Origin of the sequence: Microcoleus sp. B13-B6, assembly GCF_036705405.1 — a bacterium.
Classification (GTDB): Bacteria; Cyanobacteriota; Cyanobacteriia; order Cyanobacteriales; family Microcoleaceae; genus Microcoleus.
This window is the reverse complement of record NZ_JAUBUJ010000053.1, coordinates 1-14,267: the sequence shown is the minus strand read 5'-3', so window position 1 is coordinate 14,267 and position 14,267 is coordinate 1. Positions and strand designations below refer to the sequence as shown.

Annotated in this window: 10 protein-coding genes; 4 read left to right on the top strand and 6 right to left on the bottom strand. The window is 47.2% G+C overall.

Annotated elements, in window-relative coordinates:
* The first annotated feature begins 178 nt into the window (after positions 1 to 178).
* Entirely contained in the window at positions 179 to 694 is a 516-nt protein-coding gene (locus QUB35_RS22115) for an HNH endonuclease (RefSeq protein ID WP_333056402.1), read from the top strand.
* Between the two features lie 233 nt (positions 695 to 927).
* Entirely contained in the window at positions 928 to 1,326 is a 399-nt protein-coding gene (locus QUB35_RS22110) for an alr0857 family protein (RefSeq protein WP_333143881.1), read from the top strand.
* A 110-nt stretch (positions 1,327 to 1,436) separates the two neighbouring features.
* Here QUB35_RS22110 and QUB35_RS22105 read toward each other — a convergent pair whose 3' ends face one another.
* The 5 genes from QUB35_RS22105 to QUB35_RS22085 form a co-directional block, all read right to left on the bottom strand.
* On the bottom strand, positions 1,437 to 7,301 hold the full coding sequence (locus tag QUB35_RS22105; RefSeq protein WP_333143880.1) for a CHAT domain-containing protein: 5,865 nt from the start codon (positions 7,299 to 7,301) through the stop codon (positions 1,437 to 1,439).
* 371 nt (positions 7,302 to 7,672) lie between these two features.
* Positions 7,673 to 7,795 (bottom strand): hypothetical protein, encoded by a 123-nt coding sequence (locus QUB35_RS22100; protein WP_333143878.1) that lies wholly within the window; start codon positions 7,793 to 7,795, stop codon positions 7,673 to 7,675.
* Positions 7,796 to 7,882: 87 nt separating this feature from the next.
* On the bottom strand, positions 7,883 to 10,003 hold the full coding sequence (locus QUB35_RS22095; protein WP_333143877.1) for a ShlB/FhaC/HecB family hemolysin secretion/activation protein: 2,121 nt from the start codon (positions 10,001 to 10,003) through the stop codon (positions 7,883 to 7,885).
* Positions 10,004 to 10,027: 24 nt separating this feature from the next.
* Entirely contained in the window at positions 10,028 to 10,204 is a 177-nt protein-coding gene (locus QUB35_RS22090) for a hypothetical protein (RefSeq protein ID WP_333143876.1), read from the bottom strand.
* A 116-nt stretch (positions 10,205 to 10,320) separates the two neighbouring features.
* Entirely contained in the window at positions 10,321 to 11,187 is an 867-nt protein-coding gene (locus QUB35_RS22085; protein ID WP_333143875.1) for a DUF928 domain-containing protein, read from the bottom strand.
* 422 nt (positions 11,188 to 11,609) lie between these two features.
* Between QUB35_RS22085 and QUB35_RS22080 the strand changes: the two genes are divergently transcribed.
* Together QUB35_RS22080 and QUB35_RS22075 are read left to right on the top strand one after the other, a co-directional pair.
* The gene (locus QUB35_RS22080) at positions 11,610 to 13,301 is read left to right on the top strand and encodes a transglutaminase domain-containing protein (protein WP_333143914.1); all 1,692 of its coding nucleotides are present in this window, start codon (positions 11,610 to 11,612) and stop codon (positions 13,299 to 13,301) included.
* A gap of 108 nt (positions 13,302 to 13,409) precedes the next feature.
* Positions 13,410 to 13,550: a hypothetical protein gene (locus QUB35_RS22075; protein WP_190736053.1), complete on the top strand. Its 141-nt coding sequence runs from the start codon at positions 13,410 to 13,412 to the stop codon at positions 13,548 to 13,550.
* 172 nt (positions 13,551 to 13,722) lie between these two features.
* Here QUB35_RS22075 and QUB35_RS22070 read toward each other — a convergent pair.
* Positions 13,723 to 14,267: hypothetical protein (locus QUB35_RS22070; protein ID WP_333143874.1), on the bottom strand; the 545-nt coding region annotated here is incomplete at its 5' end.

The following is a 14,267-nucleotide window of genomic DNA, read 5'->3' as shown; positions in this document are numbered from 1 at the left end:
TCTAAGTAAGAGAAGCGGGGGCATTTGATTGGATATTTGAGAAATTCGATCCGCTTGGGGAACTGGGAAAAAACCAGATGTAGCCAATGCAGGCGTTGCACCGAAAATTCCAAATCCCAAATCCCAAATCTAAAATCTAAAATCTAAAATCTAAAATCCAAATGAGGAGGAGCAAGCCGTGACCGTAGTAACTGATGTATTGAGGCAATCTGTGGTGGTGTTTTCTCAGAATTACCTACCAATGAGCCGTGTCAACATCAAACGGGCGATCGTACTGTTGGTAACAGGCAAGGCTGAACCTCTAGATTTTAGCATCGGCAACGGCTGGCTGGTGCGATCGCCCAGCACCAGCATCCACGTACCCGAACAAATCCGCTTGACTTTTGGTAACAGGGAACGCCTGTGGAAAGTGCCCCCGGTTAATCGCCGGGAAGTTCTGCGCCGCGACGCTCATTCTTGCCAATACTGCGGTAGCAATCGGCATTTGACGTTGGATCACGTCATGCCTCGATCGAAGGGCGGCCCGCATACTTGGGACAACGTGGTGACTGCTTGCGAACGATGCAACTCTCGTAAGGGCGATCGAACTCCCGTAGAAGCTGGAATGTCTCTGCGAACTAAGCCGAAAGCCCCCATACACCCCACTGTTGCTTTTGCCGAACTGTTTTGGCACGAATACCAAATTGGGGAATAGGGCATGGGGCATGGGGAATAGGGCATGGGGCATGGGCCAAACAGTCTCTTGGTAATTGGTAATAGCTAATAGTTAATAGCTAATTCAGTCCTGTAATTAAAAAGGATTTTAGGTCGGAATAGCAAACTTTTCATTCCTTCCTATCCAATGCCCAATGCCCAATTCCCAATTCCCGATCGCCAATTTTCAATTACCAATTTTTAACTTTCAATTCCAAATTTAGGGCTGTCAATATGCTGAAGTTGACTTATACTGAAACGGGCTTTAACCTAGAGCGTTTGGCTCAATCTCCCGAACAGTTAGTGGCGCTGCGAGTGGTGCTGGCTATGCGAGTTGGTCAAAGCATCAGCGTCGAACCGAGCACTGCGGCATTTTTGCTGCCCGCGAATTTGCCGGCGCTGCCTCTATTGGAATCTGAGGCGCGCCGAAACGACAATGATGCGATCGCCCTTTGTGTTGCTGATGCTGACTTTGTAGAAGTGACTCTGCGCGGTACGTGGATTTCTGATGCGTCTGAGGGGGCTGACGGCGTGTTTGCGACTGTGTTGGGCGATCGGGCAGAGCTCTTGCTGCTCAAACTCTGGCTCGAAACTCAGGCTGCTGCGGAGGTTGTCGGGGAAGTCGGCGATTAATATCGGATCTGGAAGGAAGAGGGAACAAGGAAGAGGGAAGAAGCAAGAAGGAAATATTTTCTTCATGTCGCACTCCCCCACTTTCTCCCCCTCTCCCGCCAGAAGCGCACTCAATTCCATTCTCCTTGCAGCCCAAAAGCAGCCCAATAATAAGGAGATTGCCATTCTGAAACCTGTAGCACTTCGATTTGCGCCGATCGCAGTGCCGCAGCAGGCGCCAATTTATCTTGGAGCATTTTTTTGTAAAATCGTGTCATCAACTCAGAAGTTACTTGGTCGTCAACACTCCACAGAGAAACCACCACACGCGGCGCCCCCGCATACATAAACCCTCTCGTCAAACCCACCAACCCTTCTCCCTTAATGTCTTTTCCCAAACCCGTCTGACACGCGCTCAGCACCACCAATTCGGCCGGTAAATTGAGATTGAAAATATCATTCAGTCGCAAGTAGCCATTTTGTAACGAGCCTTTCTCATCAACTAAAGAAAGCACCAATCCCGATAATTCTGGATGTTTGCTATTAGCAAATCCGTGGGTAGCGAAATGAACAATGCGATATTGAGATAAATCGGGAGCGGTTGCCGTGGTACGATTAGCAGTAAAGTCAAACGCTTGTTTTTCCAAATCATCGGGAACCAAAGCCAGGATTTGCTCAGCTTCAGTTCGCGAGAAAGGTAAGCGAGTCCAATAAATGTTAGCCTCTGAGGCGGATCTCTGTAATTGTTGCGCTTCCACTGGCAGATTTTCAACAGTTTGATTCTTGGTTACAGGCGATGTACTTGTGCCTTTGAGCCGTTCGTCGTCCGTGCTAAAAACTGGATCTGCAAACAAGGCGATCGCCTTTGGAGCCGGTTGACGAGTCGCCATATCCCGCCGCAGAATAGCCAGAGTTGAAGCAGAAGGCAGGTTAACAATTTCATGCTTAACTATTAGTGGCGCTTCAGATTTTTCCAGAGTAAGGGCACTGAAAGGAATGTATTGCAAGGCGCCATCCGCAACAATTAGCAAGCGCTTGTTGCCCAACTCAGAAGCAACCGGAGCGAGGATCATTTGGCTCAGAAGTCCAGCAGATTCAGCAACCATTTGAGGAGAGGTTCTCGTGGTCTCTTTGGTTAAAGTATCGCGGAAATTCTTAGCCGTGGCTTCAATCTCGGTGCGAGAAGGGAGTTCGTAACTGGTGAAAGAAGTTTTCGTCACCGCCCACAAATAACTGCGCTCCTCACCCAAAGAATATTCTAAAAGTAGCGTATTGTCATCGATTACCTGTTGTTGAATTTGTTGCAAATTGAGAGGTTCGGGATATTGGAGAGCAGCGTAACGAGGACTACTGGCGCGAATTTTAGCTTCTATTTGAGCGAGTTGCTTGAGAACTGTATCGATTTTTTCTTGAATTTCATCCAGAGATTCTTGGGTAGATCTAGCGCTGATAATTTGGTATTTGCGACTCTGAAAATCACTGAGTTGTTGTTGCAAATTTTGTTCTTGTGCTAGCAGTTGCTGGTCAACACCTTGACGAATATTTGCGCTGGCTTCGCTGAGGAGTTCAAGCAGACTGCGGGCACGGGCACGTTCGCTAGCATGAAAGGCTTGTGCGTCGTAACCTTTATCGGGATTTTTCTGGTGCAGTTGCATCAACAAATCGATGTAAAACTGATAATAATCTTGGTTGCGGGCAAAGTAAGACTGGCGCAGTTCTTGGCTACCGATTTGAGTGCGGAGGTTTTCAATAATATTAATTGCGGTTTCAATTTCGGTTTGGGCAACGGTGAGGTTATTTTGTTGGCGGTTTAAGATGGCTTGATTGTAGATGATGTGCGCTTCTTCTGTTTTGTAACCGAGTTGTTGGGATAGAGATAAGGCTTGGTTATAGTTTTCAATGGCGGTAGAATTCTGACCTAAAGCAGCTTGTATTTTCCCCATTTGATTGAGGACTGTGGTTTCTTTTACTTTGTCGTTTAAGTGTCGGGAGATTTTTAGGGCTTGGTTGTAGGCATTCAAGGCCGTTGACCATTCTTTTGAAGCGATGTAGGTGCTACCAATGCCAGTTAAGGCAGTCGCTTCTGCTGCTAAATTACCTGCGGGTCTGGAGATGACTAGAGCTTTGTTGTAGGAGTCTAGGGCATTTTTCCAGTTTCCTGTAGCAGCGTGAATATTACCAATGTTGTTGAGGGTGTTGGCGACTGTCGCTTGGTCATTTAATTGATAGAATAAGGGCAAAGCTTGGTTATAGTAATCCAGGGCGCTTGGAGGATCAGCTAAATCGATGTAAAGTTGACCAAAACTGTTGATAATAGCGGCTTCTTCGGCTTTGGCACCGGCTTGTTTTGATAAGGGTAATGCTTGATTGTAGGAGTCTAGGGCAGATTGAAATTGTCCGAAATGGGCGTAAATTTTACCCATTGAAAGGAGAGTGCGTGTGGCTTGGGCGTAGTTTCTATCTGCACGATAAAGTGCGAGGGCTTCTTCTAACTTTCCCAGTGCAAGTTGTTTAGATTCGACTGTGCTTTGGCTAGAAAGTTGAGTTCCTTTGATAAATGCTACTTCAGCAGCAGAAACTTTTATCCCAACTGATAAATCCCACAGGCGAGCAGTTCTATCACTACTAACAGTGAGGATTTGGCGACCATCAGGGCTAAATTTTGCATGGTTGAGCCCATCCTCATGTCCTCGAAATATCGCTAGAAGATTTCCTTTTGCATCCCACAAACGGGCGGTTTGATCCTCACTAGCGGTGAGGATTTGCCTGCCATCGGGACTAAATACGGCGCTGTTGACAGAACTGTCATGATCTCGCAATACTGCTAGGAGATTGCCAGAAATATCCCACAGGCGGGAAAGTCTATCGTTACTGGTGATCAGGATTTGACTACCATCGGGGCTAAATACTGCACTCTCATCGTGACTGGAACCTTTATCTACATCCTTCTGCCCTCGAAACTCTGCTTTGAGATTACCTTTTATATCCCACAGGCGGGCATTTCCGTGGAAATCACTGCCTAGAGTGAGAATTTGGCGACCATCTGGGGTAAATATTGCACTTTCGACACTCGTCTCATGCCCTCGGAACACAGCCAGGAGATTGCCTTTGGTATCCCACAGACGGGCGGTTTTATCTAAACTGGCAGTGAGGATTTGCCGGCCATCGGGACTAAAGACTGCACTGTTGACATGAATCTCATGTCCTTGGAATATAGCCAGGAGATTGCCTTTGGTATCCCACAGGCGGGCGGTGTTATCACTACTAGCAGTGAGAATTTGACGACCGTCCGGGCTAAATACTGCACTTTCGATTCTATGATCACGGCCCTGAAACTCACTTAGGAGATTGCCTTTGTTATCCCACAGGCGAACGGTTTTATCGCTGGCGGTGATGATTTGCCGACCATCAGGGCTAAATACGGCGCTTTCAACAGAATACTTGTGTCCCTGGAACTCGGTGAGGATATTGCCTTTGATATCCCACAGGCGAACGGTTTTATCGGTGGCGGTGAGAATTTGGCGGCCATCTGGGCTAAATACGGCACGCTTGACTCCATACTTATCGTGCCGTAACTCTGCTAGTTGAGCGCTATTTTTAGATACGCTTTCCCGAAAAGTTTGCAGCGCTGCCATTTGCTCGGCTTGGGCAGCAATTGCTACTGATACATCCCACAGACGGGCGGTGCCATCATCACTGGCAGTGAGGATTTGACTACCATCGGGGCTAAATACTGCACCGAAACCTCTTTCATGCCCTCGGAACACAGCCAGGAGATTACCTTTGGTATCCCATAAGCGGGCGATACCAGGGTCGATTCCATTTGCAGCATCATTACTGATAATGAGAACTTGGCTGCCGTCGGGACTAAAAACTGCACTGTAGAAATATTTTTCATCTCCCCGAAACTCTGTCAAGAGATTGCCTTTGGTATCCCACAAGCGAGCAGTTTCAGCCCAAGCATAGGTGAGGATTTGCTTCCCGTCGGGGCTAAATACGGCTGTTGTGAGTCTCTCTCTATGCCCCCGGAACTCAGCTAGAAGATTGCCTTTGAGATCCCACAGGCGGGCGGTTTCATCATCGCTGGCAGTGAGGATTTGACTACCATCGGGGCTAAATAGTGCACTTCTGACCCCCTTCTCATGCCCCCGAAACTCTACCAGGAGATTACCTTTGAGATCCCACAGGCGGGCTTTTTTATCGTTACTAGCAGTAAGGATTTGCCGGCCATCTGGACTAAATACCGCACTTGTGGCTATTCCCCCCCATACTTTCTCAGGTGGTTGCAACTCAGCTAGGAGATTACCTTTAAGATCCCACAGGCGGGCGGTATCATCACCACCACCATTACCACCAGCGGTGAGAATTTGGCGACCATCGGGGCTAAATTTTGCACTGTAGATTCCTAAAGAGCCACTCCCCCGCAACTGAGCCAGGAGATTGCCTTGGGTATCCCACAAACGGGTAGTGCTATCATTCGCATCAACACTACCAAAACTAATGGTGAGGATTTGACGACCATCGGGGCTAAATATTGCGCGGCTGAGCCCCTCCTGCCCCTGGAACTCGGTTAGGAGATTGCCTTTGAGATCCCACAGACGGGCTTTTTTATCCTGACTAGCGGTGAGGATGTGCCTGGTATCGGGACTAAATACGGCACTGAGGACATCACTATTGTGCCCTCGGAATATTGCCAGTTGAGCGTTATTTTTGGACACGCCTTCCTGAAGGCTTTCCTTGACAGCTATTTGCTCGGATTCGGCAGCAATTGCGGCTGACACATCCCACAGGCGGGCGATTTTATCCCAACCTAATGTGATGATTTGCCGGCCATCGGGACTAAATACTCCCCAGACGAGATCCTTATGCCCCCGCAATTTTGCCAACAGATTGCCTTTGGTATCCCAAATTTGAGCAGTTCCATCCATACTACTGGTAAGGATTTGGCGACCATCCGGGCTAAATCCTGTTGCAATCGAGACAGAACTCCAGTGGGAATCTCCATGCTGCCCGAACACAGCGAGGAGATTGCCTTTGGTATCCCAAACTCGGACTTGCCTACTATAGGTTAGGATTTGCCGACCATCGGGGCTAAATATTGCATTTTGGACATGATTTTCATGCCCCTGGAACTCGGTTAGGAGATTACCGTTGGTATCCCACAGGCGGGCAGTTTTATCTAGACTAGCGGTGAGGATTTGCCGTCCATCGGGACTAAAGACTGCATTGGCGACACGATCCTTATGCCCCTGGAATTCTTTGAGAAGATTGCCTTTGATATCCCATAAGCGGGCAGTTCCATCCGAACCGACAGTAAAGATTTGGCGACCATTAGGGCTAAATACAGCTTTTGGGCGGACTGGTGCGCTAATTCTTGCTTTATGCCCCTGGAATTCTTTGAGAAGATTGCCTTTGATATCCCACAACCTGACGGTTTCATTCCCAAAGTTACTACTGGTTAGGATTTTAGAACCATCGGGACTAAACACGGCACTTATAACTTCACCCCGCTCCTGATCCCCCCGGAACTCTTTGAGGAGATTGCCTTTGATATCCCATAAGCGGACTCCATACTCAGTAGTAGTGAGAATTTGGCTGCCATCAGGACTAAATATGGCTGTACTGAATCTGGTTCCTGGGAAGCCTCCCGATCTACTTGCCGCTTTATCTCCCTGGAACATAACTAGGAGATTGCCTTTGGTATCCCACAAGCGGGCGGTTTTATCTGCACTAGCAGTGAGGATTTGGCGACCATCGGGGCTAAATACTGCACTTATGACCATCTCCTCATGCCCCACAAACATGGCGAGTTGCCCGCCAAATGCTTGCACGGGTTGCTGCGTTCCCGATGGGTTGGGTTTTTCTGTTGTCGGTGACTGGGATGGTGTGGGAATCCTGGGTTGGCCGCTGATGGGGATGCTGTAGGTAGTAGCGAATACCACTCCCATCACCAGAGGGAGACAGCGATGCACTTTTCGGTATTTATCTGGCAGCATAATTGTTTTTTGGGAGAGTTAAGAATTGGGAGAGGGGGGTCAACTGAACCTTTCTCTATCGACTCCGTAAAAGCCAAAAGCTATAGTTTCTTTTTGGATAGGCAAATCTGCTTAGCGTTGGCTCTTTTTTTTACCGAGGTCATCAAAATTAAGATGGGCTGGGGGTTAGTTGTCAGAAAAAATTATTTATGTTAAGGACAAACTCTATCATTTTTCATAATCTTTGTCTGTCATTGGGTGCGTCAAGGGTGAGGCAAGGACGTTAAGGGATGTAACTTGAATCGGCTGCGGGGCGTTGGCTCGTCGATGTTATTATCTTTTGACTAGCTGACTGTGGTTTGTAAAGCGAGCTGATTTTTCTCAAGGGACAGCTACCTGCGTCTAATACCAACTCCGGTAGCGTGGGAATTAATATTACCCCCAGTCAGGACACCGGGAGTGCCTAAGTCCTCATAGGTTGCACCATTCTCAACTAGCCTTTTATGAACAGGCAAGATGCCTGTTCCACAAGAAAATTTATATTTTGTGGAACAGGCATCTTGCCTGTTGCTGACAATAGTGCCAGATATCAGCAAGTCCCTTTAGGGTGTATAAATTATATTGAAGTAAATGCCGTTATCTTGCAGATTGTCGCCTTTATCGCTAATTCTCACCAAAGGAAAAGCGTAATCAACGCGCAGGTTCACCCGCTGTATCGGTTCCCAGATTACCCCTAAACCTAAACCTGCTAAAAATGTCTGATTGGTTAATGTATTAGGATTGTTCGCAACGTTCCATACCGTACCCGCATCCAAAAAGGGAGCTAATTGAAGTTTGGGATTTCCCGAAGCATCGCGCTGCAAAGTAATCCGATCCTCGATGGAAACTCTGAAGCCGTTATCCCCAGAACGGACATTTTGGCGGTAGCCGCGCAAAGATTGCCCGCCGCCAATTACAAATTGCTGGGAAGGTAACAAACTATTAGCTGACAACTGCAAGTCTGCCTGCAAAATTAATAAATGTTTGTCATTCAATCGCTGTACTCGCTGCAATTGACCCAGCCAACTCAAAAATTGTCCGTCGGGATCAGAACCTTCGTTTTGAGTAGCATCAAACAAGCTAGTGCCGATCGTAAATTGCGATCGCACGGCCCAAGCACCCTGCGGGTCGCGCCGAATGTAGTCCTGTCCCAGCTTAATTGCGCTCGTAGTGGTGACACCATTGGAGTCCGGGCCGATGCCAAAAGGAACCGGTTCGCCGGCGACAAAAGTTCTACCTGTTTGATAAGTAAAACCGGCAGACAAGGCAAATTCTTCGATCGGCGTTCTCCGCAGCGGCTGGCGGTAACTAACTTCAAATAAATGCGATTTTCCCGAAATGTCAGCACGGTTAAAAGGTGGTTGTACGATACTGTTGCGATTCGGTGCCGCCCTCAATTGCAAAGTGCCGTTCATTGCATTTAGCGGCACGCGATAGCTAAAATCAAACACGTCTGAATCGCCGAGCGATCTGTAATAAGCCGCTGCCAGTTCGTCGCCATTTCCTGTTATATTGCGGTGCCGCAAACTAACTCCCAATCTTTCGGAACCGACACTGGGAGGCGAGTAATTGTCAATGCTGAAAGTAGGTTGAAACGGATTAGCTTCCGAGACTCGGACGATCAGAATGCTCTCTCCTTCATTATCCCCAGCCCGCAGACTGGCTTCTACATTGTCAAATAAAGGATCGACTCGTAACAGCCGGAGTTGGTCTTCTAATGAAGCTGTGCTTAAAGGCATTCCGGCACCGAGTCGAATCCGGCTGCGGATGTAACTCGGATGCAATCTTTTAGTTCCTTCTACCTCAATTCGGGCTAGCTTGCCTTCAATCACTTGAATTTGGACTACCCCTGCGGTGATAGTTTGGGGCGGCAAGACTGCTCTCGAAGTGATGTAGCCACGATTGAGGTAAATTTCGGTAATTTTGTCGGCGATTTGTTTGAGCTGTTCTAGGGTGGTAGAACGGCCTTCTAACGGGTTGACTAAGGCATTAATTTCGTCTTGGCTTAAAATTGTGCTGCCAACTACTTGAATTTTCTGCACCTCAATTGGTGTATTCGGCAGGGTTGGGGGAACTGGCGACCGGGACGGCGGCGCTACTGTGGGCGGTGCTTGGGGAGGTTCTGGGGAAGGCTGCGGGGCCGGTTGCAGAAATCGATCGCGATTTGGATCGGGCTCCGTCGGCGGCGATGGCAGGTTTGGAGGCAGCGAGGGTTGGTTCTGGGCTAAAACATGATTGCAATCTAGCGGGTTCTGACATTGGCGATCGTTGTCAACCAGATTTTTTGCTACGGGCAAGATGCCCGTACGACAATCAATCAAACTGCTTGTGGAACAGGCATCTTGCCTGTTCTCGGCGGGGTTCGATTGTGTTTCTCGTTCAGGGTTGGTCTCGATCGAATCGGGAAGCTGATTTAAGTTTGTTGCTGTTTCATTTTGCTTGATTTCCAGTTTTTGAAGTGCTAATACTTGATTGCCCGTATCTGCTGAGTTGTCAGCGGCGACGGGCAACTGAGAAATATCCTTTGTTTGGGATATAGCTTTATTGGCATAAAAGCAAGCCATCGGCAGCGCAGTTAGAAGTGAAATCCCCAACCGAAATAGTGCAATATTTGCATTCGGGCGCATAATTAATAATTTCTCTAAAATAAGTTTGTCGCCTGCTTGACTATGCCAGTTTATCATTTAGTATTAGGCGAAATTTGACCATCAAAATTTCCACAGTCCGGCTTTCAAGATGTCAGAAGTCCGAACTGCCGATCGGTACAAAAATTTTAATTTATTTAGGACGATCGACCAAACAATCCGCAACAGGCAAAAATCATCTGTGGCGCTGCCAAATACCGCGCTCGAAACCGAGTTTTTCGTACTTGCTGCACCAGTCATACCATTTTAGATTTTAGATTTTAGATTTTAGATTTTAGAATTGCCAATGACTTATGGCTATCAGGGTTTGGGGCACGGGCCTACCGTTGCATTCTTTGCGTGAAACTGGTGTTGAATTATTTTCTTGTGATAGGTGTTAACTCACTTGCGACTAAGGGTTCTTGGGCTATTTTGCCGAGTTCGACTGAGTTGAGCACTGCTGACCACTCGATCGCTAAACTGGCATCGCTGGGAGACTCGATACGCAATTGAGCTAGAGTTGCCAGGTACTCGTACCAGAGATTTTGTTGGGCGAAGATGCTGAGCTTGGTGCGATCGGACGATCGATCCAACTCTGTTTTCACGGTTGGGGCGAGTGCGGTGCGGTTGATCCACCCGGAAACGAGAACATCATCGGTTGTATTTTTTGGGTTGCATTTGATAGTAAAGTACCATTGATAGTTTTTGCCAACTTCCAGGGCTGGCGAGTTGTCATCGGAGCCGAGGCTGACGCTAACTACACCTGCACGGCTAGTTACCATGCGAAAACTTTTTTTGTATAGTGTTTTGTCCCTTTCGTCTGCTAACTCAAACTGAACTGTTTTGTCGAGGGCTACGGGAAGGTAGTAGAAAAATGTTGGCTTTGCTGATATGGTTTGCCCCATAGTTGATTGGGGAATCAAGGCAGTTAAGGCAGTTGTGGCCGTGGGGCATTCTAACCCGCGGGTTCCTCCCCCTTCCCGCCTTCCGGGTACTCCGTCCTCCGGCGGTTGAAAGCTATTCCACGCGGGTTCCAATTGCTGGCTGTTCGGTCTGCTTCCGCTTGGTTCAGGGGGTTGAGCTGTTTGCCAGTTGAGGGGTAGCTGCGGTGGTGAGGCGCGCTGGACAATGTTTGCGGGGCTGTTGAGAGCCTCTGCAGGTATTAAAAAACTACCGGCGGCAACTGCCTCTAAAGACAGAATTAAGGAAAGAGCACCGATATTTAGAGCAGACTTCAAAGCCATGACGAACCTGCCTTTTGATGAACCTAGGAACTTTATCTCACGGTTTTATTCTATCCAAGGTTTTGACGGATATCGTAATCTGTTGTACTTAATTTATATCTTCAGGCAGATACGATTATTTTGGTCGCTGTGCTCAACATAGAATTCTCTGTCGCGTTTGTCAGTGGTAGCTTAGTAGTTATACTTACTTCCATTCACGGCTGCAGGTTCGGTTGAGCTTGTTCAACCCAACTTTGACAAAGACTAATATTCCGGGTTTTTTAACTCAGACAAGAGGCTACAAGGCGTCTTTTCCTAACAACACCCGGTTGATGCGTCAATCATGGATATCAGGAAACTCGGCAATTTTGCTGGTGAACCTCAAGCGATCGGCTACAAGTTACAAATCAGTTTTTGTGTACAATACCGGCAAGAAATTTAGCATGAATCTCGATTCACCTGTTCTCTCGGACAAACAGCCTTCGGGGCTGCGGATGGTCAGACCCATCGGAGTCTTGGCACTGCACGGCATTGCTTTTTTAGGAAATAGGTTGTTCGCTGTCGATCGCGCCGAAGGGCTGCTATTGGAGATCGATCGAGAAACTGACAACACTACTGTTTTGAATCCTTATCAAACGGCTAAGTTTGCGGGCGCAACTGGGCTAGCTATTTCGGAAGATACTCTCTGGTTTGCGCGGGATGAGGATATTTGTTGCTGTCGGGGCGCAATTCGGGACGGGGCGATAACTGAACTCCAACCGGAACATTTTGTTTCGCTTTCTTATCCTGCTGACGGGATTGCTGTTTGGAAATCTACGCTTTATGTGACTTGCCAGAGATTAGCCTCGATTCTGGTTTTTGACCTAAAAACTGGTCGAGAAATTACTCGGTTTTATGCTCCCGGTATTGGGGTAGAAAATATCACTGTCCGGGATGAGGAAATTTGGGTTTGTGACAAGACTGAGCAAACTGTTTACTGTTTGGAACGGGGAACTGGGGAGATTAAATTTAGCGTTTTGACTCCCTTTGAGTCGCCTTCGGGTTTGGCTTTTCACAAGGATTCCGAAACTGGGGAGGAGGTTCTGTACGTGGCTTATGCCGGGGATGAACTTTACATCCGGGATGACCCGAATTCGGAAGATCCTTTTCAGTTGACGAAGCGCGATCGCACTTTTATTCAGCCTTTGTCTTTTCACTACAATGAAGCCGAGCGCTACGCTTTGTCAAACGGTTTTTTGATGGAAATGTCTTATGTGGAGGAACTGTCTCCTCTCGATGAGGTAGAAATCGAAAATTTGGAGTGGCGGATTGCTTTGCCTTCGCAAACTCACCGACAAAAGGTCAGGAAAATTACGCCGATTGGAATGCCTTTTACTGAGGAAATTCAGGAAGGGGAACGGGTGGCGGTGTTTAAGTTCGATCGGCTGCACCCTGGGGAACGCCGAATTTTTGGCTGGAAGGCTTTGTTAGAAGTTCGATCGATTAAGTATCAGTTATCGCCTCGGGATGTCGAAAAGAGTCCGAAGCTGTCGCCGGAGTTTGCAGCTAAGTATTTGGTGGATAATGACAATTTGGCGATGGATACGGAGATTGTGCGATCGGCGGCTGCGGCGGCTATTGGTTCGGAAACTAACATTCTCAGGCAATTGCTGAGCATTCGTAATTTTGTTTACGATCAACTTTCTTACGGAATTAGACCTCACATTGACACTCCCGATATTGTGCTGCGCCGTGGTATCGGTTCCTGCGGCGAATACGTGGGACTTTTGTTAGCTTTGGCTAGGTTAAACGGGATTGCTTGCCGCACGATCGGCCGCTACAAGTGTCCGGCTTTTGGTGACAGAAAAGGTGTGTCGCTGGAGCCGGATTTCAATCACGTTTGGCTGGAATTTTACATTCCAGGTTTTGGCTGGGTGCCGATGGAATCTAATCCTGATGATATTCAAGACAGAGGCCCTTATCCGTTGCGATTTTTTATGGGTTTGGCTTGGTATCACGTAGAAATTGGCAAAGGAATCCGGTTTCAAGGTCTCACCAGCGGCGGTCTTCCTTTAAACAAGGAGGATGTTTCCGTGGGGAGTCTGGCAATTAATCATGTGAGGTTTACCATTTTGGAAGAGTTGCCAGCAGTTTGAAGGGAGTCTTAACAGTTAACAGTTAGCCGTCAACATTTAACTGTTAATTGTTAACATTTTTCATCTAAAATCGAAAGTAGAAAATGTAAAATCAGAGGAAGAGGGGTTGTGGAATTTTCGATTGCTAATTTTCTCGTTTTAGTGGCCTTTGTACTGCTGGTGACGGTGACTGGCGGGGTCGCTTATTTGACTTCTGTTGAGTGGCGCGATCGTAGGCGGTTAGATAAGGCTAAACGGAAAAAAAAGTAGCTCTTTGCTGTTGACAAATTGCATCTTTTATGATAAAAAACAAGGCAACCTGGTTGGGTCGCCTTGTTTTTTGATTTGACGTATTTTCACCGCAGAGGTGCAACTAAAGAGAGAACATAGGTGTGGCGCTTCAAAAAAATCTTATTGAATAGCCTTAATTGACAGATTTTTTCTACTTTTTATTTTTCCGCTTCCCTCCACCTGTTTTAGGTGGGTTTCCCCGCAACAAATCACCTAAAGCATCATTACTTCTGTTATTAAAATCAAAATTATTTTTCCCAAACGCCTTTAATAACTCTCTCTGATATTCCTCATGTTCGTAGGGTAAAGAACCGGCCCACGCATAGATAAATGCTTTCGGCGTATAACTTTTTTGCAGATGTACCTTGAAAGTATCGTATGTATTAATTACTTGCTTTGTGGCCTGACCTAAATCACCGATATTATCTTTTAATTCTACAAAACAGATAACACGCTTGCTGTCTTTAGCGTAAAACACCATCAGGTCGCACATTTTTTGACCTTTTTCTGTGCCCCATAAAAATTGACGCAGCTTACAACCAGGATTTGATTGGTCATCTATGTTAAAAAAAAGTATTGTTTCGCCTTCTAGGGGTTCTACTTTTACTGAAGCTTTATGGTAAGGATTCAGGTCAAAAAAACTTAAGTGGCGGCATCTGGTAAAATAAAGGAATGAAAAAGCCCACAGCCACCAGA

Coding starts and splice junctions, on each gene's coding strand:
- QUB35_RS22085 (WP_333143875.1), bottom strand. CDS start 11,187: ATGGCTTTGAAGTCTGCTCTAAATATCGGTGCTCTTTCCTTAATTCTG.
- QUB35_RS22095 (WP_333143877.1), bottom strand. CDS start 10,003: ATGATAAACTGGCATAGTCAAGCAGGCGACAAACTTATTTTAGAGAAA.
- QUB35_RS22090 (WP_333143876.1), bottom strand. CDS start 10,204: ATGACTGGTGCAGCAAGTACGAAAAACTCGGTTTCGAGCGCGGTATTT.
- QUB35_RS22080 (WP_333143914.1), top strand. CDS start 11,610: ATGAATCTCGATTCACCTGTTCTCTCGGACAAACAGCCTTCGGGGCTG.
- QUB35_RS22105 (WP_333143880.1), bottom strand. CDS start 7,301: ATGCTGCCAGATAAATACCGAAAAGTGCATCGCTGTCTCCCTCTGGTG.
- QUB35_RS22110 (WP_333143881.1), top strand. CDS start 928: ATGCTGAAGTTGACTTATACTGAAACGGGCTTTAACCTAGAGCGTTTG.